Source organism: Chitinophagaceae bacterium C216 (assembly GCA_028485475.2).
In the GTDB taxonomy this organism is placed as follows: domain Bacteria; phylum Bacteroidota; class Bacteroidia; order Chitinophagales; family Chitinophagaceae; genus Niabella; species Niabella composti.
Window position 1 is genome coordinate 2,379,499 of record CP144143.1, and the last position, 24,421, is coordinate 2,403,919.

Here is a 24,421-nt window from a genome sequence, read left to right on the forward strand (position 1 = left end):
AAGCTACCTTAATGGTAGCTTTTTTATTTCAAAAAACATCAATACGCCATTGTCATCCGCCTCTAAAAATATTTTACTTTTCGGAGCAGGGAAATCGGCTACAGTGCTGATTCGTTACCTCCTGCAGAAAGCCCAGCAATACAATTGGACACTCACAGTAGCCGAAGCCGATGTGCAATTGGCCCTTGCCAAAACACAAAGCCATCCCCGTTCGGCCGTTTTAAAATTGGATGTAACACAAAACGATGCACGAATGGGTGCTATTCAAAATGCGGACGTCGTTATTTCCTTATTACCTCCTCACTTACATTATCTCGTTGCCAAAGATTGCATCGCTCATAAAAAGCATTTACTTACCGCATCCTATGTCGATGAAAAGATTCGCCTGCACGAAAAAGATATCCAACAAAGCGGCATACTTTTCCTGTGCGAAATGGGACTGGATCCAGGTATTGATCACATGAGCGCCATGCGTCTTATCGACGAAATAAAATCTCAAGGCGGAAATATTAAAAGCTTTAAATCACATTGTGGTGGTCTGGTAGCACCGGAAAGCGATGATAATCCTTGGCATTATAAAATCAGTTGGAATCCGGCTAATGTAGTAAACGCAGGAAAAGCCGGTGCCATTTACCGAGATGGACATCAAACCGTTCGTTTATCCTATACCGATGTTTTTAATAGCTGTAAACGAGTAGCTACGCCGGCCATTGGCGAGTGGGCGTATTATGCTAACAGGGATTCGCTGCCTTACATGCAGCTATATAATCTGCAAGAAACAGCCACCTTTATAAGAACCACGCTTAGACACCCCGATTTCTGCAAAGGTTGGCAGCATTTAGTAGATGCCGGGCTTACCGATAATGAACACTCAATGGAAAAGTTCAGAAATGCACCTGTTAATACTTGGCTCCGGCATGTATTGCAGCATCGTTATCGAGTGCAAAGTTTTGAAGAATATCTGAAAGAAATAGTCCTGCATCCCGACCGCCCACTTATTCGACAACAATTTGAATACTTGGGATTAACCGGTGAAACCCTTATTCCCGAACATATATACAGTGCGGCTGATATACTTCAACACTTCTTGGAAAGCAGACTTAAACTGAGGGAAAGTGATAAGGATATGGTAATTATGTTACATGAAATTGTATATGAACAAAATGGAACGCTTCACAAAATCAACAGTAGTCTTATGGTAAAAGGCGACGATCACCAACAAACTGCAATGGCCAAAACGGTAGGATTACCGCTAGGTATCGCGGCCGAACTGATATTAAATAACGAGCTCTCGCTCAAAGGCTTGCATATCCCCATTATTAAGGATATTTATGTACCCGTATTGCGAAAACTCGAAGAAAACAATTTAAAATTTATTGATATTTAATACCTTTAAATTTTGTAGGGGTTTCTTTTTGTTTTATCAAAAATGTAACAAAACGAAACCTTTTGAAATTCTAGCGATAAACCATAACAAATTGACAGCATCACTTTATATTTGCACCCCCTGCCAATTATAGATTAGTAAAAAAGTAGAAGAGTAAAAAAATTATATGCAACACGTCATTTATCTGGTCCCCTTGATGGCCATCATAGGCTTGCTATACACATATTTTAAGTTTAAGTGGGTTGCTAGGCAAGAAGCCGGAACTCCTAGAATGAAAGAAATTAGCGACTACATTAGTGTGGGTGCTATGGCTTTTTTAAAAGCTGAGTGGAAAATTTTGGCCTACTTCGTTATCGTAGTAGGCATTTTATTAGCCGTGTTGGCACAAACCAATCCACACTCCCACTGGCTTATTGCTGCTGCATTTGTGGTGGGAGCTGTTTCCAGCGCCTTTGCAGGTTACGTAGGTATGCGTGCGGCTACTTTAGCCAACGTAAGAACAGCACATGCGGCTAGAACGAGTTTAAAAAAAGCATTGAATGTTTCCTTCAGCGGTGGCGCCGTAATGGGTGTGGGCGTTGCGGGACTAGCTGTATTAGGTTTAGGAGGTTTGTATATAGTACTAAAACAATATTTCGCTCCCGATGCTCCTCTGAATTCGGAAGAAATGATTCAGACCATTGAAGTACTAACCGGTTTTTCTCTTGGAGCCGAATCAATTGCTTTATTCGCACGTGTGGGTGGCGGTATTTATACCAAAGCTGCTGACGTAGGAGCAGACTTGGTGGGAAAGGTAGAAGCGGGTATCCCTGAAGATGACCCCCGCAACCCGGCCACCATTGCCGATAATGTGGGAGATAATGTAGGCGACGTAGCGGGTATGGGAGCCGACCTCTTTGGATCTTATGTTGCTACGGTTCTGGCTACCATCGTACTGGGACAACAAATTAAAATTACCGGAGAAGATCCTTTAGGTGGCTTCTCCCCGATTATTTTGCCTATGCTTATTGCAGGCATCGGTATCTTATTCTCTATCGTCGGAACTTTCTTCGTTAAAATAAGCGAGAACGCCAGTATTAAAACCCAGACAGTGCAAAAGGCGCTCAATATGGGGAACTGGGGATCTATTATATTAACCGCATTGGCATCTGTATTTTTGGTTAACTGGCTGATGCCGGAGCAAATGGAATTGCGCGGATTCGTATTTACGAAATACGGCGTATTGGGTGCTATCGGTGTAGGATTGCTGGTAGGTGCTTTGATGAGCATCATAACGGAGTATTACACAGCCATGGGTAAGCGCCCTGTAAATATGATTATCAAAAAATCATCTACAGGTCATGCAACCAATGTCATCGGCGGTTTAGCCATGGGCATGGAATCTACCTTCCTGCCTATCCTTGTACTGGCTGCTGGTATATGGGGCTCTTATCAGTGTGCAGGCCTTTACGGAGTGGCTATCGCTGCTGCTGCAATGATGGCTACTACCGCCATGCAGTTGGCCATTGATGCCTTCGGGCCTATTGCCGACAACGCCGGAGGCATTGCTGAAATGAGTGAACTACCTAAAGAAGTACGCGAAAAAACCGACGTATTGGATGCCGTAGGAAACACTACAGCTGCCACAGGAAAAGGATTTGCTATCGCTTCTGCAGCCTTAACTTCTTTAGCACTTTTTGCAGCCTTTGTGGGTGTTTCCAATATTAGCGGCATTGACATTTATAAAGCCAATGTGCTGGCGGCTTTATTCGTAGGAGCTATGATTCCGCTGTTATTTTCTTCTTTAGCCATTCGCGCAGTAGGCGAAGCAGCAATGTCAATGGTAGAAGAAGTGCGCCGTCAGTTCCATACCATTCCAGGCATCATGGAAGGTACAGGCAAACCGGAATACGATAAATGCGTAGCTATTTCTACTGAAGCATCTATCAAGAAAATGATTGTACCGGGTACTATTGCCATTATCTCACCCTTAATAGTAGGATTTTTACCAGGCTTTGGAGCTGAAGCACTGGGCGGATTTCTAGCCGGTGCTACTGTAAGTGGTGTTTTATTAGGAATGCTGCAAAATAACTCTGGTGGTGCTTGGGATAATGCTAAAAAATCTTTTGAAAAAGGCGTTGAGATCAACGGTAAGATGTACTATAAAAAATCAGAACCCTATAAAGCATCGGTAACCGGAGATACTGTTGGCGATCCGCTTAAAGATACTTCCGGACCATCGATGAACATTCTGATTAAACTCATGTCGATCGTATCGCTAGTCATTGCTCCTACTCTTGCTCAAATGAATGATAGTGATACTGCAACCACAGCTCATACACCTACTCCCGTAAGTGTATCACATGTAAATAAGCATGAAATCGTAAAAGATTCCATGAGCACTTTCAATATGCAAGCAACTCATTCAACTCATTAAATCAAACAACATTTGCATATAGTAAAAACTAACACTACTTAGGTGTTAGTTTTTTTATATCACTACATTAACAAAAAGGGATTCCCACAGAGGGAATCCCTTTTCAATAGCTATGCAAATGCTTAAGCTTAGAGTGTCAAACTCCAGCCATCTCTGTATTCTCTTTTTACAAATTGGTTCGCTTCATCGAAGTTTGTAATCTTCATATTCTCAGCATCCCAAAGCAGCTTCTTGCGTCCGAGATATTTATCTTCCCAACCCTTCATTTTGGGATTTACCATCATCGCACTGCGGATGGCCAGGTTACCCATCAACACACTTTCTGTAAAGGGTCCGGCATATTCGAACGGAGAGCTGGTCTCACCTTTGCCATAACCGGCAATGCAGGCATTCACCCATTGTAGATAATGACCTTCAGGAACACGCTTTAAGGTGGGCTTAGGTAGATTTACTTCTTTCATCAATCGGGTTGGTAGTAATCTTGGATTAGCACCATAGCAGTCCATCAGCAGTTTTCCTTTTGTACCAATGAATAAACAACCGCCATCCCAATTACCAAAAGGCTCTTCAGGCAGCAGTTCATCTGGGCGTTGAGGTAATAACCCACCATCATACCAAGATACTTTTATGCTACCTTTTTTGTCGGTACGTGGGTAATTGAGGTGAATGATGGATGCCATCGGACAGCTATCGATATAGTTGGCTTCTTTCCACATATCCAGCCATTGGTTGGCGATACTACATTCTGCCGAATCAGGATATTTAATGGGAAGAATACGATAGATTGGATCCATGATATGACAAGCCATATCACCCAATGCACCTGTACCGAAGCTCCACCAACCACGCCAGTTAAATGGAACATATACCGGATTGTAAGGTTCGTATTTAGTAGGCCCCAGCCACAAATCCCAATCTAACTCTGCCGGAATAGGATGATCTCCGGTTGGCTTGGGCAAACCATGTGGCCATACCGGTCTATTAGTCCATGCATGTACTTCCACGATATCACCGATTAATCCGGCATCGTAAATTTCTTTTGCTCTTCTTACACCTTCACCCGATGCTCCTTGGTTACCCATTTGAGTTACTACTTTATACTTCTTAGCTGCCTGTGTAAGTATACGGGCCTCGTAAATATCGTGGGTTAAAGGTTTTTGAGTGTACACATGTTTACCCAACTGCATAGCGGCTAGTGTAGCAACAGCATGGGTGTGATCAGGAGTACTGATACTACAGGCGTCGATGTTGTTCTTTTCTTTCTCAAGCATTTCCCTAAAATCTTTATAGAATTTTGCTTTGGGAAAGTTTTTACGCGATTTTACAGCCTGTCTTTCATCTACGTCACAGAGTGCAACAATGTTAACATTAGGACTTTTAGCAAAAGAAGTCAAATCGCTTTCACCTTTTCCACCAACACCGATGCCAGCTATGTTTAGTTTATCGCTGGGGGCAACAAAACCACGCCCAAGTACATGTCTCGGTACTATTGTAATACCGGCCCCAATTAAAGCTGCATTTTTAATGAACTTTCTTCGGGAGTTAGATTGATTCTTTTTCATATTGCATTAAGGGTTAAAATAAGTAAACACGATTATTGATTCTATAAATTTATTCTATTGTGGTGTTTGTTCAAGCACTTTACTCTTTATCTCATCGGAGAAAGATATATGCACCTTCATATTCAGCGGGGCGTAGTAGTCGTTGATTATCTTTCTGATTTTTTCTTTTGACTGCTCCCTGAAGGTAGTATTCTTTTCTAACTGTTCTCGAGTTTGCGCATATAATTTTTGCATCACCTTGTTGTATGCTTCTTCATTGTCGCTTTCGAAAAGTCCCTTGCGTGAAACAGCATTGGCTTTATCAAGGCGCAATTCATAACTCAACAACTTGGGATGAGGCAATACAATATATACCTGCTTATTTTCCTCTTCAATGGTGATTTTTTGATTATTTAGGTCGATACCATATTTGGCAACGTAAGGTACTGTAATGTTTACGGTGCGTTCAATAAATACCTTTTTTAAATAATCGGTAAGACTGCCGTCATCTGCAATATTCGTACTTTTAATACTGGCATTGCCCCTTACTTCAAGAGATGAGAGCTCAGCAATTTGCTGTATCAGTACGTTATTCATCACCATACTGTCAACAGTTTTACTGACCCGTCCTTTTCCCATAAGAAAGGCAAGCACCGCAATAATAAGGATCAAAAAACCAACGAAAAACCATGAAGGTCTCGGGGCCATAAAACAATTATTTTTGTCAAAGTTTAATGATTAACTTTAGTTTGCCAAAAATTTGCAAAATAGATTTTGCAAATTTTGAAGTATTAATTTAATTTGTTTCCTTTATTTTAATAATTTATTGCCACATGCCGGATATACAGATCAAAAAACAGCAGAAAAAATACGATGTTGTTATCGTAGGTTCAGGTGCTGGCGGCGGTATGGCTGCATATGTACTTGCGAATGCAGGTTTAAGTGTATGCATGCTCGAAGCCGGCCCGATGTATGACCCTCAGAAAGAAATTTATCAGCTGAAAAAACCATGGGATTCACCTCGCCGAGGCAGAGCTACCAAATACAGACCCTTTGGTGACTTTGATGCCTGCTATGGCGGATGGGAAATTGAAGGAGAGCCTTATACCAAAGCTCCCGGAACAGAATGGGAATGGTTCCGCGCTCGTATGCTAGGCGGACGTACCAACCACTGGGGACGAATCTCCCTGCGTTTCGGTCCAAAAGACTTTAAGGGCTATAGCCATGATGGTGTAGGTGTTGACTGGCCCATCGGATATGAAGACGTAAAACCGTATTACGATAAAATCGATCGGTTGATCGGAATTTTCGGTAGTTATGAGAACTTGCCTAATGACCCGGACGGCATTTTTCTACCACCTCCTAAACCCAGGCTCCATGAGCTGTTTATAAAACAGGGCGCTCAGAAGGCCGGTATTCCTGTAATACCTTCACGTCTTTCCATCCTTACCAAAAAGATTAATGATGATAGAGGCGCCTGCTTCTTCTGTGCGCAATGTGGGCGAAACTGTAGTATTGCCAAAGCCGACTTCTCCTCCTCTAATGTATTAATCTATCCAGCCCTAAAAACAGGTAATCTAGACGTAATTGCCAACGCCATGGCGCGTGAAGTACTTACTAATGAAGAAGGCTTGGCTACCGGTGTGTCTTATGTAAATAAGGAAGATTTACTGGAATATCAGGTATATGGCCGCGTGGTAATTCTGGCAGCCAGTGCCTGTGAAACTGCAAGGCTATTACTCAACTCCAAATCACCACGTCATCCTAATGGCTTGGCCAATAGTAGCAACGTGGTAGGAAAATATCTCCAAGATAGTACCGGAGTTGCCGTAGGAGGATATCTGCCTCAGCTCTTCGGCAGAAAACGTTACAACGAAGATGGTGTTGGTGGGATGCACGTATATACCCCCTGGTGGCTCGATGGTAAAAAACTGGATTTCCCACGTGGTTACCACATCGAATACTGGGGAGGTTTCGGACAGCCCTCTTATGGCTTTGGTATGGGCATTCAAAATCTGAATGGAAAATATGAAGTAAATGGTAAAAAGAAAGAAGCCGGAGGATACGGCGCTTCTCTGAAGGAAGACCAACGTTACTTTTATGGTGCAAGTGTAGGAATGGGTGGACGCGGCGAAGCCATTGCCTTCGAACACAATTATTGCGAAATCGACCCCAATGTAGTGGATAAATACGGTATTCCGGTGTTGCGCTTCAATGTTAAACATAGCGAATATGAAATCAAACAAGCGAAACACATGACCGAGACCTTCTTGGAAATTATGCACAACATGGGAGCCGTTGTAACTTACGGAGCCGACAATGGACCACACAATAACTGGGGACTCGATAAACCCGGTTATATCATTCACGAAGCAGGTACAGCGCGTATGGGTAACGATCCCAAAACCTCAGTGCTCAATAAATGGAGCCAGGCTCATGACGTGAAAAACCTGTTCTGTGTAGATGGTAGCCAGTTCCCCTCACAAGCCAACAAGAACATTACTTGGACCATTTTGGCCCTGAGTATGAGAGCAAGTGAGTACATTATCGATGAAATGAAAAAACAAAATTTATAATTTAGTTCATAGCAAACCGTGAACTATAAAATAGACAGCTAAAATGAAACGTCGCGAATCACTTAAATATATTGCCGCAGGAGCCCTAGCTTCGGGCATGTTAGCTACAGGCTGTAAGCCTTCCGAAAAAAAGGAAGAAGTAGCCACCGGCGAAGTGAAATCCGGTATTCATCGCTATGAGGATGAACTTCGATACGAAGAATCGGTAGCTAAAATGCCAAAATTCTTCACCGACCACGAAATGGCAACCATTACCATTCTTGGCGACATTATCATTCCCAAAGATGATGTAAGTGGCAGTGCCAGCGATGCCGGTGTTCCCGATTTTATTGAATTCACCGTAAAAGATCAGCCCCGCTATCAAACTCCTATGCGTGGAGGCTTGCGTTGGCTGGATGTATATTGTCTTAAAAAATTCAATAAAACCTTTAAAGATTGTAGCGAAAAGGAACGCATAGAGGTGGTAGATCAGATTGCCTATCCCGAAAGAGCTAAAGATAAACCCGAACTGGCACAGGGTGTGGCCTTCTTCAACCTGATGCGAGACCTTACCTGTACAGGCTTCTACACTTCGGAAATTGGAGTGAAAGATCTGGGATATATGGGAAATCAACCCAATCAATGGAACGGTGTACCGGAAGACGTATTGAAGCAATACGGACTAGCTTATACCGAAAAAGAATTGAAAGAATGTTTAAGCTTTGACTAGAATCGATAGTCACATAAACCTCAAAAAAAAACTGGTTAATGATTAGCCAGTTTTTTTTATTTTTTGGACATCAAACGTTTAATTATCAGACTATTACAAGAATTTTACAAAATTTAAAATAATATAAATAGCCTTACATTGTATTGCTCTATAACCAATTCATTATAATATACTTAAATCCACTATCGCTAATTAAATTTTATATAAAATTGGAGTCCTCATCGCTATTTTATTTATACGACTTTTTAAGTCGTAATACAATAATTCCTAACTAAATTTGTATGCATTGATTTCACAAAATACCATACAGGAAATTTTATCCCGCATCAATATTGTGGATGTGGTAGGAGAATTTGTGAAACTCAAAAAACGAGGCGTCAATTATCTGGGACTTTGTCCCTTTCACAACGAAAAAACACCTTCATTTACCGTCTCTCCCACTAAAGAAATTTATAAATGCTTCGGCTGTGGTAAAAGCGGCAATGCCATCAGCTTCATCATGGAGCATGAAAAATACAGCTATGCCGAAGCTCTAAAATGGTTAGCAGCCAAATATGGTATTGAGGTCGAAGAAACTTTTGTAAGCCAAGAGCAGAAAGACCTATACCAGACAGCTGATAGTTTATTCATTATCAACAACTTTGCCGAAAAGTTCTTCACTAATACTTTATTTAATACCGACGAGGGCCGTGATATTGGCTTAAGTTATTTCAAGGAAAGAGGATTTCGCGAAGCAACCATAGAAAAGTTCCGATTGGGATATGCTCCGGAGGCTCGTACCGCCTTTACAGATGAAGCCCTCAAGAATCAATTCAACAAGGAACTACTTTTAAAAACCGGCCTCATAGTAGAGCGCAACGGCTCCCTTCAGGATAATTATCGCGGTCGCGTCATCTTCCCTATTCACAACCAAAGCGGCAAGGTATTGGGTTTTGGAGCCCGCATACTTAAAGCCAATGACAAGGCCCCCAAATACATCAATACGCCGGAAAACGAGATTTACGTTAAAAGTAAAATCCTTTATGGATTCTATTTTGCGCGCCAGGCTATGGATAAGGCCGATGAATGTCTATTGGTGGAAGGTTATACCGACGTGGTTTCGTTGCATCAGGCCGGAATTGAAAACGTAGTAGCTTCCGGTGGTACATCACTCACCCTCGACCAATTAAGGCTGATAAAGAAAATCACTAATAATCTCACCATTATTTACGACGGCGATAGTGCCGGTGTAAAAGCGGCCCTGCGCGGATTAGATCTAGCCTTGGAGGAAGGCTTGAATGTGAAACTGGTGCTAATCCCCGATAATGAAGACCCCGATAGCTATGTAAACAAGGTAGGCGCCTCAGCCTTTATCGATTTTGTTCAAAAGAATAAAAAAGACTTTATCCTATTCCAGCTGGAACTGGCCCTTAAAGATATCGGCAACGATCCCGTTAAAAAATCGGAGCTAGTAAATAAGATCGCCGAATCCATTTCCCGTATTAATAAGGCGGAAGACTTTACCAAGCAACAGGATTATATCAAACAATCAGCAGATATACTGCATATCGACGAAGCAGGATTGCATGCCCTAGTGAACAAATACATCCGCGACCGTTTGGCCGTACAGGAAAAGAAGGCTGCTACTACAGCACCTGACCCCACAGCCCTGGCTCAGGCCGAAGCCAGTAATTATGACGATGCCACTTTTGACTTGTTATTTAAAGACCAATTACAGGAAAAAGAGCTGGCCCGCGTATTGCTGGAACATGGGCATAAACCTTGGGACGAACAAACAAGAATAGCCGATTACATTTTTAATGAAATCGATGAGCTGGAGTTTGAAGATCAACAGGTGGCTAAGTTGATACAAGCTATAAAGGAACTATTGCAAACCCGCCCGGAACTGTTTAACGAAAAATATTTTATTTATCATTCAGATAAAGAGTTGAGTGCACTAGCCGTATCATTGCTCAATCATCCCTACGACGAAAGTCCACGGTGGGTAGAAATTGTAGGCGAAAATATGGGCTATCAGGACACCTTATTTCAACAAGACTTTGACAGCTTTGTACGCACGCTTGCACAAGGCAATCAAGAAGAATTAAACCGCTATAAGCTCATTTCGGAAGATCGCACAAAAGACAAAGTGATCTCCGCCCTGCAATATCTAAAGTTGAAAAAGATTAAACGCATGTTGTTGCAAAACCAGCAGGATATGGAAGCTGATAAAACTTATGAGAAATTTCCTGAGCTGCACTTCATTCACAAGTCACTTAAAGATATGGAACGTAAAATCACAGAATCGTTGGGCACCGTGATATTGCAATAAGCTGCCTCATCATTTCTGTTAGGTACCCCTCCTCCTAGCATACTACTGTATTTGCGACTCAAGAGGCTTTTGTATCTTTATATTCAATATAAACACCAGTTCTTTCAATGTGAAGTAGCTGTCCACAGACTTGCTTATTTAAACTGAAAAACTTCATCCTATGCCAGATATCGAAACATTCATTCAAGAAAAAATACTACCTCAATATCGGCCTATATTTTCTAAGTTTCGCAATTTAATTAAGGAAAAGTTCCCTTTGCTTAAAGAAGAAATGCGAGGTGGAACCGAAAAATATCATAGTGTTCCCGTTTACCGCTTAAAAAGAATTATCCTTACAGTGAGTCCAACCAAAAAAGGAATCACTTTTTCGTTTACTAATGGAAAGCTGTTCGAGGATAAATATGGATTATTGGAAGGTGTAGGAAATAAATCTTTAAACCTGCGCCTCTCTGACATCAGCGAATTTTCGGAAGAAGTATTTGAATATTACATCCAACAAGGAATTGAACTCGATAACCATTAATAGTGTATCATCAAGTATTGACGCTGATTACATAAAAACATAAATATCTGAGCAATAAATCCTCCCAAGCGACATTGTTATTACACTTCTGTAGTCTTACCCTATGGCTGGGAGGAGTTTTGAGTTGTTTGCCTCTCTTATTTCAGTCTTACATCAGCAATCATGAAGCTGCTTATACAACCTACTTACACACAAAGGGAACAGCATAGAACATTATCAGCTGAGGATGCATGGGAAATTTTGTAATCGGACTAGCATTGGTAGTACTAACCCCTTGGAGGTTGTTTAAGCATTGCTGGGTAATGAGTAACTTCCTTATCACTATTGCTCTTATACTCTTCGCAATGTTTCTTAACGCACATAGAATACTCGCCAATATGGAATTGCGAGCAACACAAGGCATCCCAGCATTAAAGTCGCCTACTTTTATGAGTAGCCCCAATACACTGAAAGTAGGTGTGATAGACCTCGCCGCAGGCTTTCTTTTTCTAATAAGTATTGCAGTGCATAAACCGGGAATGAAAAAATAGCACTGCGAAAATGGATAAATACCCTATTGATGGCAATGGTACTTATAAACAAAAAGCAGCTACATGTTTTGTAGCTGCTTGCCTTTTAAGTGACCCCGTCAGGATTCAAACCTGAAACCTTCTGATCCGTAGTCAGATGCTCTATTCAGTTGAGCTACGGGGCCGTTTCAAATGGACGGCAAAGTTAAGGATTTAGATATTTACCACCAAAGGATATTGAAAGATTTTTCCATAATTTTTTCAAAACCCAGGCAGAAAAAGGAATACAGAAACGCTCCTGTGGCTGTTCTTTTTCTCCATTCTTAAAGAAAGTGATGTTTAGGCACAAAGCTGTCATAATTTTAATATCTTTAAATTAACATTGCATGTATTGTCCGGGGAGATTATGAGCGATATACCAACAATAAAAGAAATAGCGAAACGCTTAAATGTTTCAGTTTCTACCGTATCCAGAGCATTGAATGACCACCCACGCATTGGGTTAAAAACGAAGCAGGCTGTAAAGGAATTGGCGCAGCAACTTAATTACGAGCCCAATCCCAAAGCCATCTTCTTTAAGCAAAAAAGGAGTTATGTAATTGGGGTAATACTCCCCCTTATTGCTGAAGATTTTTTTTCGAAGAGCATCAGTGCCATTGAAGATCTAGCAATGGAACATGGCTATACCATCCTATTCGGACAAAGTCATGACAGCATCAAAAAAGAAAAAACGGTGATAGAAGCAATGGTCAAACAGCGCATTGACGGGTTGCTCATATCGCTTTCAAAAGAAACCAATAAATACGACCATCTCACCGCATTAAAAAAATATAATATACCAGTAGTATATTTCGACAGAGTTCCTCCATTAGATAATGTAAACAAAGTTTATTGCAGTTTATTCGATGGAACTGCGGAGATGATAGACTGGCTCTTCAAACAAGGCCGAAAACGTATTGCACTTATCAACGGTCCCGATGAACTGGCAGCTAGTAAAGAACGCCTAAAGGGCTATATTGAAGGCATATCCAAACGAAAATTAAAAGTGGATATGCAGATGGTAGAAAAGACCGATCTTTCGGAACAAGGCACGCACGAAGCACTAAACAAGCTGCTGAGCCTAAAAAAAAGACCTGATGCCATAATTAGCTTTAACGACTATGTGCATTTGGATACCGTAAAATATGCGCAGGAAAAAGGCATATTAGTAAACAAAGATATCCTTTTTGCCAGCTATGCTAATATTTCTGTCAATAAATACACCGCTCATCCTCCCATAGTATCACTGGACCAATACCCTTATGAACAAGGTCGCTTGGCAATGAACATCCTTATTGATATTTTGGAAAAAAAGCAATCTGATGACACAGAAGAGACATCCTTCTTTCAAAAAGAACTTAAAGGCACTTTAGTATATAGTTAAAATACTACCTAAACAAACGTTTGCGCAAGTTTGGTATTCAGCTATCCCCTATCTTTATTTGAAATGTAATTGCTATTATGAAAATATTGGAGGACGTGCTAGCTCTTTATAAGCTCGACGCGAGGAATTTTCGTATAAACGCTATCGGAACAGGTCTGATTAATAATACGTGGGTTGTGGAAAATGACTCGGAGAAATATATTCTTCAAAAGATTAATAATGCCGTTTTTAAGGACCCTTTTTTAATTGCAGACAATATCGATAAGATAGAGCAGTTTCTTAAAACATCTAATAGGGAGTATTTTTTTATCCCTCTTATGAAGACAGCGACGGGCTTGTCTATGGTGCAAATAAATGACGACCTGTATTTTCGAATGTTCCCCTTCATCCCCGATAGCCATACCTTGGATGTAGTAGAAACACCCGACCAGGCATTTGAAGCAGCCAAACAATTTGGTCAGTTCACTAAAGTTTTGTCCGGCTTCGACATCAACACCTTAAATATTACCTTACCCCATTTCCATGATCTTTCGCTTAGATATAATCAATTTATAGAGGCGCTTCAAAAAGGCAATACCGAACGCATTCGCGAAACATCAGCACTTATAGATACTTTAAAGAAACATGTTGGCATTGTAGAGGAGTATAATAATATCATACACAATCCGGGTTTTAAGCTGAGAGTGACACACCACGATACTAAAATTAGCAACGTATTGTTTGATAAACAGGGAAAAGGGATTTGCGTGATAGACCTCGATACCGTTATGCCCGGGTATTTTATAAGCGATATGGGTGATATGATGCGCACCTATTTGAGCCCGGTGAGCGAGGAAGAGTCCGATTTTAGTAAAATAGAAATTCGAGATGAGTTCTATAATGCCATTGTGGAAGGATATAATTATTACATGAATGATGAACTTACGGAGGTTGAAAAACGATACATGTTATACTCTGGTAAGTTCATGATATATATGCAGGCACTGCGTTTTCTTACCGATTATTTACTGGACGATGTGTATTATGGGGCTCGCTATGAGGGACATAATTATATCAGAGCCCAAAACCAAAGTATTTTGTTGCAAAAGCTCATCGAAAAAGAAACCCTAATTGCTTCCTGAAAATTTACTAGAAAAAGTAAACGAATACTTTGTTGTTTTATTGATTTTCTTTACCTTCGCCACCCGATTTGATACAGCAACGTATATTACGCTGTGCGGGGAGTAGCGCAGGCCGGTAGCGCACCTGGTTTGGGACCAGGGGGTCGCAGGTTCGAATCCTGTCTCCCCGACATTATAGAAGAATCGCGAGAACCCTTGTAGTATTACTACAAGGGTTTTTCTTTAGATTGCTGCCAACATGTTCCTTTCGCAGAATTAACATTCCCTATACAATAAGTTTGATAACTTGCTGAAAATGTCGGCAATAATTTCCATAGGTTCTACTAATAGTATCGCATCTGCGAACATGATTCCTTTTGCCGGTATGAAACTATACGTTTTTTCAAATCCAAAAGACTTTAATAGCTAAGCCCCCGAAACATAAAGTTTCGGGGGGATAAAAATGTTGCTTTGTCTGTACAGACAAGGCGTATTGGTGTGCACATACCCATTTACAACATTTTTATTAATCAAAAAATTAAAGTGCTATGGATAACAAATGGATACTTCTCGATGAAGATCACAAACTCATTACAAAAGCGCTAGAATCTGACCCTAAATTCAAATCGCTAAGCGAAGCAGACCAACAAAAAGTGCTAGATAGGCTTTCTGCTGCAACAGTCGTATCCGCTTACGATTTTCCTAATACCGTTTCACGTCTTTATGATACTATTACGCTAAGAGAGATACAAACTAGGAAAAATCTAACATTAAAATTAGTTCCACCGGAGGAAAGCAATGAAAATATCTACAGAATATCGGTTTTAACACCTTTGGGAATGCGGCTTATGGGTGTGCAAAAAGGTGATGGTATTTTCTGGACTACAGGCAAAAAACGAAGGCAATATGTGGTATTGAATATTACCAACGCAGTTTACGTATAAAAAAAGAGGGAGTTACTTCCCTCTTTTTTATTGCTTTTTTATTGCAACCAAATAGTTTGCGTAAAAGCACCATTTACTGCCGCATCCCATACCTCCAGTCGTATCCACTTCTTTCCGGCCAAATTCATAATACGGCGTATGGTAGTGTTACCAAAAGGTAGTGTATGACCTAAGTCGATTTTATGACGCTCCACCTTATTACCGTCTCCGGTAATAACTTCGGCAAAGTTTAGCGGAAATGTCCACTTTATATCAAATACTACTACAGCCCGAGACGGATTCTTTAACTGAATATGAGAACCAGATGAATGTTCATCAACAGTAAATCTTGGGATCAATACTTCGCCGGTAGTAGTAAAAAACCTGCCTTGTTCCATAGCATCTAACACAGGCTGCCAGCCATTTGTGAAATCGGGTATTGTATCCAACTGCAGATAATTAATATTCATATGAGCATACATCTCGTTTTCGGGCTCAATGGTAAACAGATCCGCTTCTCCTATCACTTTCTTATACTCCCCCCAATTATTCATGTCATCCATCAAGTCCAGTACGCGGCCATTGCCGAGTTTATCCTGCGATAAATCTGCAGGTAAGGCCTTCCAGGCAGCACCCATAAATCTATCAGATTTAAAAAATGCACTTTCCTTGTATTTATCAGGGAATCCGGTAGACCCTTTAGTACGCGGATGAGCCGTCCAAGCTAGCCCTTTTTCTTTTTGTAACAGCTGCAACATCTCCTCCGCATTTCCTATACGATATATTTTACCATATACCGGATGATTCGATTCCATGGGTAGCTCTGGCTTTCTTGACATAATCCAATATACCGGCTTAGGGAAAAGTGCCATCCAATGGCCACCTAAAAATTCGTTCGGTTCTTCGCCTGGCATGAGTAAGAAGTTTTTATCGGAATACTGTTTACACATATCAAACATGTATTTTAATTCCAACAGCCGAAGTTCATCGGGGCCTTTGGGATGGGCCGTATAGTGGAACTCGCCCAAATGCACGATATTTACTCCCATAGCATTAAATACTTTTTTAAAACTAGGAGTATCCGGCAAGGGTTTATTGGCCATAATCACCTTTACCACAAATTCGTTGTGAAAATGGCTCGCCATGGTTTTAAAACCAGGCAGTGCCACATAGGTGTCATTATTCGTCCATTTTTTCACATCTGCGAGTAGGGCTACTGCGTCTTTATCAGAAATTTGACAAAAGAAATTCAGCCTTTGTTGGGTCTTAGGCGGCGCATTAAACCAAGGCACAAATCGATTGTCGCCCCGCAGGTCCTGTCGGATGCCAATCCCATAACCATTAAATACTTTTTGATAGTCGGAGCCATACCAGGTAAACTTGAGATTGAAAGCTTCATCAAGAGGATAGAAATACTGATGAGGAGCGGGGAACACCGCAATACTTCCCTCCTCATTACTTCCCATGATTGTACGATATTTCACAGCCTGACTTTTGGCAGTGTCTGACATCACACAAGCAATCTGCTGTATTTGATCATACACATCAGCGTAAGCAATTTGCTTCCATATCTGACTTTTGCTTGTAAGGCCGGCATCATAAATAATGGCAGTAGAATCTATCTCGGTGGCCATTACAGCCGCGATATTAAACAAAGAAGCATCATTATAGAGTGTAATTTCCAAGACGCCTTTAAAATCCGCAGCATGTGTTTCGCCTATTCTGATAATCGTCCTACTACCTTCTGAAATTACAGTGACATCCTTTTTATGTATCGTTACCTTATGCGATTGATGAGGCTTTAAATGCACCTTATCAAAAAAAATGTTCCAGGAGTTCTGCGAAATAAGATCTCTTTTCCCCACAGTCATCCAGAAAATTGGATCTACATCCCGCGCCACTTCATGTGCTAACTGCCCCTTCAGCAATTGCACACTTTTAAGTAATGGCTGTTCCTGATTGAGATCAAGAATTAATCGGCTATGATGATTGTTACCGGAAGGCCATGTTACGGATAGCAAATTATTTTTCGCAATAGCAAGTTTTACACCACTGCGTTTGTTAAACTGACTAGTGTTCACAGATATCTGTCCATAGCTACTCCAATGTACAAATCCGATTAATAAAGCAAGCAATACTGTTTTTTTCATTTCAATATGGATAAATGGTTTACAGGAATTTATTTTTTAAATATTGATACTGTTTAAAGATAGGATGGTCCTCGGTGTTTTCATTACAAATTTGTCTCATTGATAAGAATAACGCTTAAGCAATTCTTCGTATTTTTCATTCAGCAACGCCCCTACACTATAGATTCAGTTTTTATCAATTTCCTGATTTTCTCTTAATTTGCCACCATATTAGTGTGCATATTTTGAAATACGAATTTATTACAATAGAAGGCAATATCGGTGCCGGCAAGACAACCCTAGCTACACTGCTCAGCAAGCATTACAATGCCCGGCTGGTACTGGAATCTTTTGCTGACAACCCTTTTCTCCCAAAATTCTATGAAAATCCTAAACAATATGCATTTCCGCTGGAACTCTTCTTTATGGCAGAACGCTACAAACAACTGCAAGAACTGTTAATACAGAAGAATATATTTCAGCAGATAACCATCAGCGATTACCTATTTACCAAATCACTTTTGTTTGCAAAAGTTACTTTATCAGAGGATGAATATAAGCTTTACCAGCGCATTTTTGAGATTGTTCAACAAAACCTCATTATGCCGCAACTATTAATTTATCTGCATGCGCCTGTAAGAAAGCTACAGCAGAACATTAAAAAACGGCAGCGAGAATATGAACAAAATATACCAGACGATTATCTATTGAACGTACAAGAAGCTTATCTGCAATATATTCGACTACTCCACATTCCGGTATTGCTGGTAGATGCCTCCGAAGCTGATTTTTTGACTAACGAAAAACACTTACAGATCATCTACGATGCACTGGAACGCGAATACGAGCCTGGTATATATCCTATCTATTTGTAAGCTACAATAACGTATTATCCTTCTGCATCCTCATCACGCAACGAATAAAATTAGCGATCTATAAACAAATATTCGCATTACTTTTGCACATCTAATGGCAAATATAAACGTTCCTGAAGTTCAGATAACCAATGACCCTTTTGCGGCTGTTCGCATTCCCGAATATCGAAACCTTATGATTGGCCGCTTCACTTTTGTGATGGCTATGCGGATGATTACAACAGTGGTGGGTTGGTGGATTTATCAGCTCACTAAAGACCCCTTAGCCATCGGATTGATTGGCCTTTCCGAAGTAATTCCTGCCCTTTCACTGGCTTTATATTCAGGTCACAGGGTTGATATTAAAGATAAACGCAAACTTATCCTGCAAGGTATATCGGGGTACTTTATGGCCGCACTCGTATTATTCTCTCTTTCTACAGAAACCGTACAGGAATTTCTTCATACGCGTCATATCACATGGTTTATTTACGGGGTTTTCTTTTTTACCGGCATGTTGCGATCTTTTGTGGGGCCCTGCTTTACGGCCATGATCGCTACTATTGTCCCCAAAAATCTTTTACAGAACGCCACAACATGGAATCAGGGGATGTGGCTTTCTGCATCTGTAACTGGGCATGCCGTAGGAGGATTTTTAATTGCTCTAGTAGGCATTAGCAATACACTTATTGTAATATGCGGCCTTATTAGCCTAAGTCTTATTTTTCTTTTTCAACTGAAACCCAAACCACCCTTGGTACTGCATGGCGCCGAAAAAGCGACCTGGGAAAGTATTAAAGAGGGACTGGCTTTTGTATTTCAGACAAAGGCCTTACTGGCTGCCATGGCATTGGACATGTTTGCCGTTCTGTTTGGAGGTGCTGTAGCGATGATTCCTGTATTTGCCAGTGATATCTTAAAAGTAGGACCCAAAGGTTTTGGATGGTTGAATGCCGCCACCGATATTGGTGCTATCATTATTGTGGTGATATTAACGTTATGGCCCATGAAGAAAGCGCAGGGAAAGAAAATGCTTTTGGCCGTAGCCGGCTTTGGTACTTGCATTATTCTGTTCGGCTTATCGAAATGGTTCTGGCTATCTTTTGCTGTATTGGTAGTAGCCGGCATCCTAGATGGCATCAGTGTGGTAGTGCGTGGTACGGTAATACAATTACTGACTCCCGATCACATGCGAGGACGCGTGAGTAGTGTAAGCGGTATGTTTGTATTGAGCAGTAATGAGCTGGGACAGTTTGAAAGTGGTGTTATGTCACGACTATTAGGAGTGATTCCTTCAGTAATAGTGGGAGGCTGTATGACTGTGGCCGTAGTAATTACTACATGGTTTAAAGCTCCTTCACTACGAAAATTTGAATACTAAACTTCAAGATTATCCAATATATCCATTTAAAGAGCCGATGTATATTACATCGGCTCTTTTTTAAAAACAACTTTAATATACGATACAATCTTAGATCACACGCACACGCAATACACCCTCAATAGCTTTGATTCTGGCCAAACTATCATCAGTTGCTTTATTTTCCAGATCAATGATGGTATAAGCGTAGTCCCCACGACTATTATTAATCATATGCTCGATATTCAACTTTGCATCTGCTAGAGCAGTAGAAATCTGTCCCACCATGTTAGGAACGTTTCTATGCGCAATGGTGATGCGTTGCACACCTGACATCGGCATTTCACAATTAGGGAAATTCACCGAATTTTTAATATTTCCGGTTTCCAGATAAAGCTTTGTTTGCTTAGCGGCCATTTCGGCACAGTTATCTTCCGACTCAGGAGTAGAAGCACCTAGGTGAGGAATGGTAATCACACCAGGTTTATTAATCAATTTTTCATTGGGGAAGTCGGTAACATATGTACTCACCTTTCCGCTTTCGATGGCAGCCAAGACATCCTCATCCACTACCAGTTCACCGCGGGACAGGTTGATAATGCGTACGCCGTCTTTCATCTGAGCAAAGGCAGCCGCATTCAGTGTGCCTTTTGTTTTCTCGTTGTACGGCATATGCAGGGTAATATAATCTGCTTGCTCAAATATAGTTTTTAGGTCAGGAGCCTTTTTCACTCCTCTGGACAGTCCCCATGCAGCATCAATAGAGATGTAGGGGTCGTATCCCAGCACCTCCATACCTAAATTTACTGCAGCATTGGAAATAAGTACTCCAATCGCACCCAATCCGATAACCCCCAGTACTTTTCCTTCAATTTCCGGCCCTACAAACTGAGCTTTTCCTTTCTCTACTTCTTTAGCTACGTTCTCAGTAAGAGAATTGGCCCAGTTGATGCCGTCTACAATTTTTCTAGAAGAAATCAGCATAGCCGCAATAGCCAGTTCCTTTACAGCATTGGCATTGGCACCAGGTGTATTAAACACCACAATACCTTTTTCGGCACATTTATCAATAGGAATATTATTTACACCTGCTCCGGCACGGGCAATACTCAATAAGGATTCTGGAAACTCCACTTCATGCAAAGACGCGCTTCTTACCAGAATCGCATCCGGATTAGCAGCATTGTCATCTAATACATATCCTTCCCCAAATTTACTGAGGCCTTTGGGAGAGATTTTATTTAAAGTTTTTATGGTATAGCTCATTCTCTTGTATGTTGATTAGTCGTTAAAGATTATTTATTCTCCATTTCAAATTTCTTCATGAATTCCACCAGCTTCTGTACTGCTTCCAGCGGGGTAGCATTATAAATGCTGGCGCGCATACCCCCTACGCTACGGTGTCCTTTCAGTTGTACAAATCCGGCAGCTGTAGCTTCTTTAATAAACTTAGCATCCAACTCTTCATTACCGGTAACGAAAGGAATATTCATGATAGAACGATCTTTACCTTTTACAGTACTCTTAAAGAGCGAAGACTCGTCTAGGAAATTATAAAGTGTGTTGGCTTTTTCATTATTGATTTTTTCCAATGCTTCAACACCTCCCTGTTCTTTTACCCATTGCAATACTAGGCCCATGATATAAATTCCAAATGTGGGCGGGGTATTGTACATACCATCACTATCAATATGCACTTTATAGTTGAACATGGTAGGTGTGAATTCCATAGCATTTCCTACTAGGTCTTCCCTTACGATTACCACAGTCACACCTGCAGGTCCCAGATTTTTCTGAGCTCCGGCATAAATAAGGCCGAACTTGGAAACATCATATGGTTTAGACAAAATATCAGAAGACATATCTGCTACCAACGGAACATTGCCGGTATCCGGTAAGGTGGCATAACGAGTTCCATAAATAGTGTTGTTGGTAGTAATATGGAAATAATCCGCATCCTTATCAAATTTAGAAGGATCCAGCTCAGGAATATAGCTGAAGGTTTTATCTTCTGAAGAAGCTACCACGTTTATTGTACCATAACGCTTTGCCTCCTTAATAGCTTTTGTAGACCAAGTACCTGTGTTTACATAATCCGCTTTTTTATTTTTATTCATCAAGTTCAGCGGTACCATCGCAAACTGCGATGAAGCGCCCCCTTGTAGAAATAATATCTTGTAATTGTCCGGCACACGCATCAATTCTCTCAATAAACTTTCTGCCGACTCAAAAATGGCTATAAAGTCCTTCGAGCGATGGCTCAATTCCATTACGCTCATACCACTTGTACCATAGCACAGCAACTCGCTTTGTGCTTTCTTTAAAACCTCTTCCGGAAGAGCAGAAGGGCCGGCTGAAAAATTGTAAACTCTTTGCATTGCCAATTGATTATTGTTTAAAATTGTGAGGCGCAAATTTAAACTTATCTAACCTAATTACCATCCTGTTCCGTTAGTTTTTAAAAATTATGCACATTTAATTAATAAAACTAACAGTTGTTATTGCCTCAATTGCTAATCGTATTGAAAATTACATGAATAGATAGTTCCCTAAGACAGAAATGAAAAGATTCTGGGCAGGAAGATGATAAGACCACAAATAAAAGCTGTAATGGCCGCTAATAGTACTGCAGCAGCGGATAAATCTTTTATCAACTTAATTTGCTCATCCAGAGAAGGTGCTATCTTATCACATAGTTTTTCAATGGCTGTATTAACCAGCTCTGCCACAAGCACTAATCCAATGCAAATAATAATTAGGGCAAATTCAACACGGGAAAGCGATACGACAAACGACAGTATCATTGCTGCAACCGTCGCTATTAAATGAAAACGCAGATTTTGTTCAGAGCGTAGAGCTGTTTTAAGTCCGGCCCATGCATAGCACAAACTCTTCCTAAACCTGGATATGGAAAAACGGCTGCTCATACATACAAACCTACATCAATCTTCTCTTTCTAATTATTTTTCTAAGAGCGAATTGGCTCGCGGCCTATAAATTTGTTCTTACCGGTTAAGAACCCGATGGCTTTTTCAATATTAGCTTGTACACTCGTTTCGGTTTTCAGATTAGCAATATATCGTACTATTTCCTTCTGTAGAGAAGGGGGAAGCTGCTCAAATACATGTTTAGCCTTTTTGTGCTGATTCAGTGCTCTGATAAAATCGGGATGGGGTGCAATAGTACGCGGTTCAGGGTCATACTCGACAAAAAGTTCCACCGCCTCCCCTACACGTCGTGGAGAGTCTTTGAGCATAACATTGTTAACATAAAGCCGCCAAGCACCCTTAAACTTAACCAGTGTTTGCCGGAAAGGTTTCCCATTGATGGTTCCTCTTATAAGAATAGGTCCTTTCTCTTTCTGCGCTTGACGAAAAACACCTTCCCAAACCGGCTCCGGAAGAGAAACAAAGGGATTAATCCCTATAATATCAATTACTGCTGTAAAAGTTGCCTTTTTGATACTTTTCATTTAAAAGTGAAATTAGGGAAAGTATACATTATCCCCATCGAAATTCAATCATTTTAGTCCTCACTTTTATTCTTCAAGGCCATGAGCAAATTATAAGCTCCTTTTATTACAAAAGATTGATTTGCTAGCTGATCTGGTATACTCACGGCAGTATACGCTTCCTCCTCACTACCTGTCGCAACTTCTATCATTTCAAAAGCATAATTTCCCTTTGATATAAAAACGTATTGTTTATTTCCATAGCGCACCACTGCATCGCTGGGCAGCACCGTAGCGTTTTGAGCGTTCAATTCAATTTCAGCATTCATAAACATGCCGGGCAATAGCGATTTATCGTACCGATCGAAATGACAATGCACCTCTACAGCATTTTGTTCCGATAGATTTCGACTAATTAGAATTATATCGCAGTCATATCTTTTTTCCGGATGCGTATTGGTATAAGCTACCAGCTTTTGACCAATAAAAAGTTTATCCACATCTTTTTCGAACACGGAAAGCGCGAGATGAATATCATCAGGATTGATTAATTCAAAAAGCACATCGTTCGGATTTACATACTTGCCAATATTCACATTCACAGCTGACACATATCCTGAAATAGGTGCATAAATTCTGATGCTTTTAGAAATATTATCTGCAGTAAGCGTATTCGGGTTAATACCAATCAGCCTTAATTTTTCTTCAGCAGCCTTAGCAGCAATCAATTGCGACTCATAATTAGCCTTAGCTTGTTCATATACCTTATCGCTACTGGCTTTACTCTCATTCAACTCTTTCTGGCGATTGTATTCATTTTTGTTTAGCGCCAGTTGCGCCTTCAATGTTAGATAATCCTGTTGCAACTGTATGTACTGAACATCCTCTAATACTGCCAACACATCACCTTTGTTGACATGCATCCCCGGTAATAAGTTAGAGTGCTTGAGGTAGCCGCCCATCGGCACACTTACCGATACTAGGCTTTGTGGCGGAACATCAATCTTACCGCTCACCTTCAGCAAGGACGAAATACTTTTCTGCATCAGCGATCCGGTATCAATCCCTGCATTCTTATATTGCTCCGGAGTAAGCACCACCATATTTTCCTCAGCAGGCTCATTGGGAATATCAGCTTCCTGTTTTTTTTCACTACAGGATAATAAAAACAATACGATGGGTATAAATAAAAAATTCCTTTTCATCTTA

The 24,421-nt window shown here is 40.7% G+C and carries 20 protein-coding genes and 2 tRNA genes; 13 read left to right on the forward strand and 9 right to left on the reverse strand.

Annotated elements, in window-relative coordinates:
• Positions 1–49 precede the first annotated feature (49 nt).
• Both PIECOFPK_RS10115 and PIECOFPK_RS10120 read left to right on the forward strand, forming a co-directional pair.
• The gene (locus PIECOFPK_RS10115; RefSeq protein WP_409965783.1) at positions 50–1,387 is read left to right on the forward strand and encodes a saccharopine dehydrogenase C-terminal domain-containing protein; all 1,338 of its coding nucleotides are present in this window, start codon (positions 50–52) and stop codon (positions 1,385–1,387) included.
• Between the two features lie 166 nt (positions 1,388–1,553).
• Entirely contained in the window at positions 1,554–3,803 is a 2,250-nt protein-coding gene (locus PIECOFPK_RS10120) for a sodium-translocating pyrophosphatase (RefSeq protein WP_330975374.1), read from the forward strand.
• 128 nt (positions 3,804–3,931) lie between these two features.
• Here PIECOFPK_RS10120 and PIECOFPK_RS10125 read toward each other — a convergent pair whose 3' ends face one another.
• Together PIECOFPK_RS10125 and PIECOFPK_RS10130 are read right to left on the reverse strand one after the other, a co-directional pair.
• Positions 3,932–5,365, reverse strand: coding sequence for a Gfo/Idh/MocA family protein (locus PIECOFPK_RS10125; RefSeq protein ID WP_330975375.1), 1,434 nt, complete (start codon positions 5,363–5,365; stop codon positions 3,932–3,934).
• A gap of 54 nt (positions 5,366–5,419) precedes the next feature.
• Positions 5,420–6,052: a DUF4230 domain-containing protein gene (locus PIECOFPK_RS10130; protein ID WP_409965784.1), complete on the reverse strand. Its 633-nt coding sequence runs from the start codon at positions 6,050–6,052 to the stop codon at positions 5,420–5,422.
• 125 nt (positions 6,053–6,177) lie between these two features.
• On the opposite strand from PIECOFPK_RS10130, the gene PIECOFPK_RS10135 reads away from it, so the two are divergent.
• The 5 genes from PIECOFPK_RS10135 (at position 6,178) to PIECOFPK_RS10155 (ending at position 11,993) form a co-directional block, all read left to right on the forward strand.
• Entirely contained in the window at positions 6,178–7,920 is a 1,743-nt protein-coding gene (locus tag PIECOFPK_RS10135) for a GMC family oxidoreductase (protein ID WP_330975377.1), read from the forward strand.
• A gap of 43 nt (positions 7,921–7,963) precedes the next feature.
• Entirely contained in the window at positions 7,964–8,629 is a 666-nt protein-coding gene (locus PIECOFPK_RS10140; protein ID WP_330975378.1) for a gluconate 2-dehydrogenase subunit 3 family protein, read from the forward strand.
• Between the two features lie 286 nt (positions 8,630–8,915).
• Positions 8,916–10,940 (forward strand): DNA primase, encoded by a 2,025-nt coding sequence (gene dnaG / locus PIECOFPK_RS10145; RefSeq protein ID WP_409965785.1) that lies wholly within the window; start codon positions 8,916–8,918, stop codon positions 10,938–10,940.
• A 160-nt stretch (positions 10,941–11,100) separates the two neighbouring features.
• A complete protein-coding gene (locus PIECOFPK_RS10150) occupies positions 11,101–11,463 on the forward strand; it encodes a DUF1801 domain-containing protein (protein WP_330975380.1) in 363 nt (120 codons plus the stop codon).
• A gap of 230 nt (positions 11,464–11,693) precedes the next feature.
• Positions 11,694–11,993 (forward strand): hypothetical protein, encoded by a 300-nt coding sequence (locus tag PIECOFPK_RS10155; protein WP_409965786.1) that lies wholly within the window; start codon positions 11,694–11,696, stop codon positions 11,991–11,993.
• A gap of 90 nt (positions 11,994–12,083) precedes the next feature.
• Here PIECOFPK_RS10155 and PIECOFPK_RS10160 read toward each other — a convergent pair.
• Positions 12,084–12,157 (reverse strand) — tRNA-Arg (locus PIECOFPK_RS10160).
• A 221-nt stretch (positions 12,158–12,378) separates the two neighbouring features.
• Between PIECOFPK_RS10160 and PIECOFPK_RS10165 the strand changes: the two genes are divergently transcribed.
• From PIECOFPK_RS10165 to PIECOFPK_RS10180, 4 genes are all read left to right on the forward strand, one after another.
• Entirely contained in the window at positions 12,379–13,395 is a 1,017-nt protein-coding gene (locus PIECOFPK_RS10165) for a LacI family DNA-binding transcriptional regulator (protein WP_330975383.1), read from the forward strand.
• Between the two features lie 77 nt (positions 13,396–13,472).
• Entirely contained in the window at positions 13,473–14,516 is a 1,044-nt protein-coding gene (locus PIECOFPK_RS10170; RefSeq protein ID WP_409965787.1) for a phosphotransferase enzyme family protein, read from the forward strand.
• A 96-nt stretch (positions 14,517–14,612) separates the two neighbouring features.
• Positions 14,613–14,686 (forward strand) — tRNA-Pro (locus PIECOFPK_RS10175).
• A gap of 357 nt (positions 14,687–15,043) precedes the next feature.
• A complete protein-coding gene (locus PIECOFPK_RS10180; RefSeq protein ID WP_330975385.1) occupies positions 15,044–15,439 on the forward strand; it encodes a GreA/GreB family elongation factor in 396 nt (131 codons plus the stop codon).
• Positions 15,440–15,477: 38 nt separating this feature from the next.
• On the opposite strand, the gene PIECOFPK_RS10185 is transcribed toward PIECOFPK_RS10180, so the two are convergent.
• Positions 15,478–17,568, reverse strand: a complete 2,091-nt coding sequence (locus tag PIECOFPK_RS10185) for a hypothetical protein (protein ID WP_409965788.1) — start codon at positions 17,566–17,568, stop codon at positions 15,478–15,480.
• Positions 17,569–17,783: 215 nt separating this feature from the next.
• Here PIECOFPK_RS10185 and PIECOFPK_RS10190 point away from each other — a divergent pair, with 215 nt between their 5' ends.
• Positions 17,784–18,422 (forward strand): deoxynucleoside kinase, encoded by a 639-nt coding sequence (locus PIECOFPK_RS10190; protein ID WP_330975387.1) that lies wholly within the window; start codon positions 17,784–17,786, stop codon positions 18,420–18,422.
• Between the two features lie 94 nt (positions 18,423–18,516).
• Entirely contained in the window at positions 18,517–19,782 is a 1,266-nt protein-coding gene (locus tag PIECOFPK_RS10195) for an MFS transporter (RefSeq protein ID WP_409965789.1), read from the forward strand.
• A gap of 90 nt (positions 19,783–19,872) precedes the next feature.
• On the opposite strand, the gene PIECOFPK_RS10200 is transcribed toward PIECOFPK_RS10195, so the two are convergent.
• From PIECOFPK_RS10200 to PIECOFPK_RS10220, 5 genes are all read right to left on the reverse strand, one after another.
• The gene (locus tag PIECOFPK_RS10200; RefSeq protein ID WP_330975389.1) at positions 19,873–21,027 is read right to left on the reverse strand and encodes a phosphoglycerate dehydrogenase; all 1,155 of its coding nucleotides are present in this window, start codon (positions 21,025–21,027) and stop codon (positions 19,873–19,875) included.
• A 29-nt stretch (positions 21,028–21,056) separates the two neighbouring features.
• The gene (serC, locus tag PIECOFPK_RS10205; RefSeq protein ID WP_330975390.1) at positions 21,057–22,139 is read right to left on the reverse strand and encodes a 3-phosphoserine/phosphohydroxythreonine transaminase; all 1,083 of its coding nucleotides are present in this window, start codon (positions 22,137–22,139) and stop codon (positions 21,057–21,059) included.
• 171 nt (positions 22,140–22,310) lie between these two features.
• Positions 22,311–22,688, reverse strand: coding sequence for a diacylglycerol kinase (locus PIECOFPK_RS10210; protein ID WP_330975391.1), 378 nt, complete (start codon positions 22,686–22,688; stop codon positions 22,311–22,313).
• A gap of 41 nt (positions 22,689–22,729) precedes the next feature.
• Positions 22,730–23,233, reverse strand: a complete 504-nt coding sequence (locus PIECOFPK_RS10215; protein ID WP_409965790.1) for a YdeI/OmpD-associated family protein — start codon at positions 23,231–23,233, stop codon at positions 22,730–22,732.
• A 53-nt stretch (positions 23,234–23,286) separates the two neighbouring features.
• Entirely contained in the window at positions 23,287–24,417 is a 1,131-nt protein-coding gene (locus PIECOFPK_RS10220) for an efflux RND transporter periplasmic adaptor subunit (protein WP_409965791.1), read from the reverse strand.
• Positions 24,418–24,421 lie beyond the last annotated feature (4 nt).

Coding starts and splice junctions, on each gene's coding strand:
- PIECOFPK_RS10210 (WP_330975391.1), bottom strand. CDS start 22,688: ATGAGCAGCCGTTTTTCCATATCCAGGTTTAGGAAGAGTTTGTGCTAT.
- PIECOFPK_RS10155 (WP_409965786.1), top strand. CDS start 11,694: ATGGGAAATTTTGTAATCGGACTAGCATTGGTAGTACTAACCCCTTGG.
- PIECOFPK_RS10125 (WP_330975375.1), bottom strand. CDS start 5,365: ATGAAAAAGAATCAATCTAACTCCCGAAGAAAGTTCATTAAAAATGCA.
- PIECOFPK_RS10140 (WP_330975378.1), top strand. CDS start 7,964: ATGAAACGTCGCGAATCACTTAAATATATTGCCGCAGGAGCCCTAGCT.
- PIECOFPK_RS10215 (WP_409965790.1), bottom strand. CDS start 23,233: ATGAAAAGTATCAAAAAGGCAACTTTTACAGCAGTAATTGATATTATA.
- PIECOFPK_RS10150 (WP_330975380.1), top strand. CDS start 11,101: ATGCCAGATATCGAAACATTCATTCAAGAAAAAATACTACCTCAATAT.
- PIECOFPK_RS10130 (WP_409965784.1), bottom strand. CDS start 6,052: ATGGCCCCGAGACCTTCATGGTTTTTCGTTGGTTTTTTGATCCTTATT.
- PIECOFPK_RS10170 (WP_409965787.1), top strand. CDS start 13,473: ATGAAAATATTGGAGGACGTGCTAGCTCTTTATAAGCTCGACGCGAGG.
- PIECOFPK_RS10120 (WP_330975374.1), top strand. CDS start 1,554: ATGCAACACGTCATTTATCTGGTCCCCTTGATGGCCATCATAGGCTTG.
- PIECOFPK_RS10135 (WP_330975377.1), top strand. CDS start 6,178: ATGCCGGATATACAGATCAAAAAACAGCAGAAAAAATACGATGTTGTT.
- PIECOFPK_RS10180 (WP_330975385.1), top strand. CDS start 15,044: ATGGATAACAAATGGATACTTCTCGATGAAGATCACAAACTCATTACA.
- PIECOFPK_RS10195 (WP_409965789.1), top strand. CDS start 18,517: ATGGCAAATATAAACGTTCCTGAAGTTCAGATAACCAATGACCCTTTT.
- serC (WP_330975390.1), bottom strand. CDS start 22,139: ATGCAAAGAGTTTACAATTTTTCAGCCGGCCCTTCTGCTCTTCCGGAA.
- PIECOFPK_RS10220 (WP_409965791.1), bottom strand. CDS start 24,417: ATGAAAAGGAATTTTTTATTTATACCCATCGTATTGTTTTTATTATCC.
- PIECOFPK_RS10200 (WP_330975389.1), bottom strand. CDS start 21,027: ATGAGCTATACCATAAAAACTTTAAATAAAATCTCTCCCAAAGGCCTC.
- PIECOFPK_RS10165 (WP_330975383.1), top strand. CDS start 12,379: ATGAGCGATATACCAACAATAAAAGAAATAGCGAAACGCTTAAATGTT.
- PIECOFPK_RS10185 (WP_409965788.1), bottom strand. CDS start 17,568: ATGAAAAAAACAGTATTGCTTGCTTTATTAATCGGATTTGTACATTGG.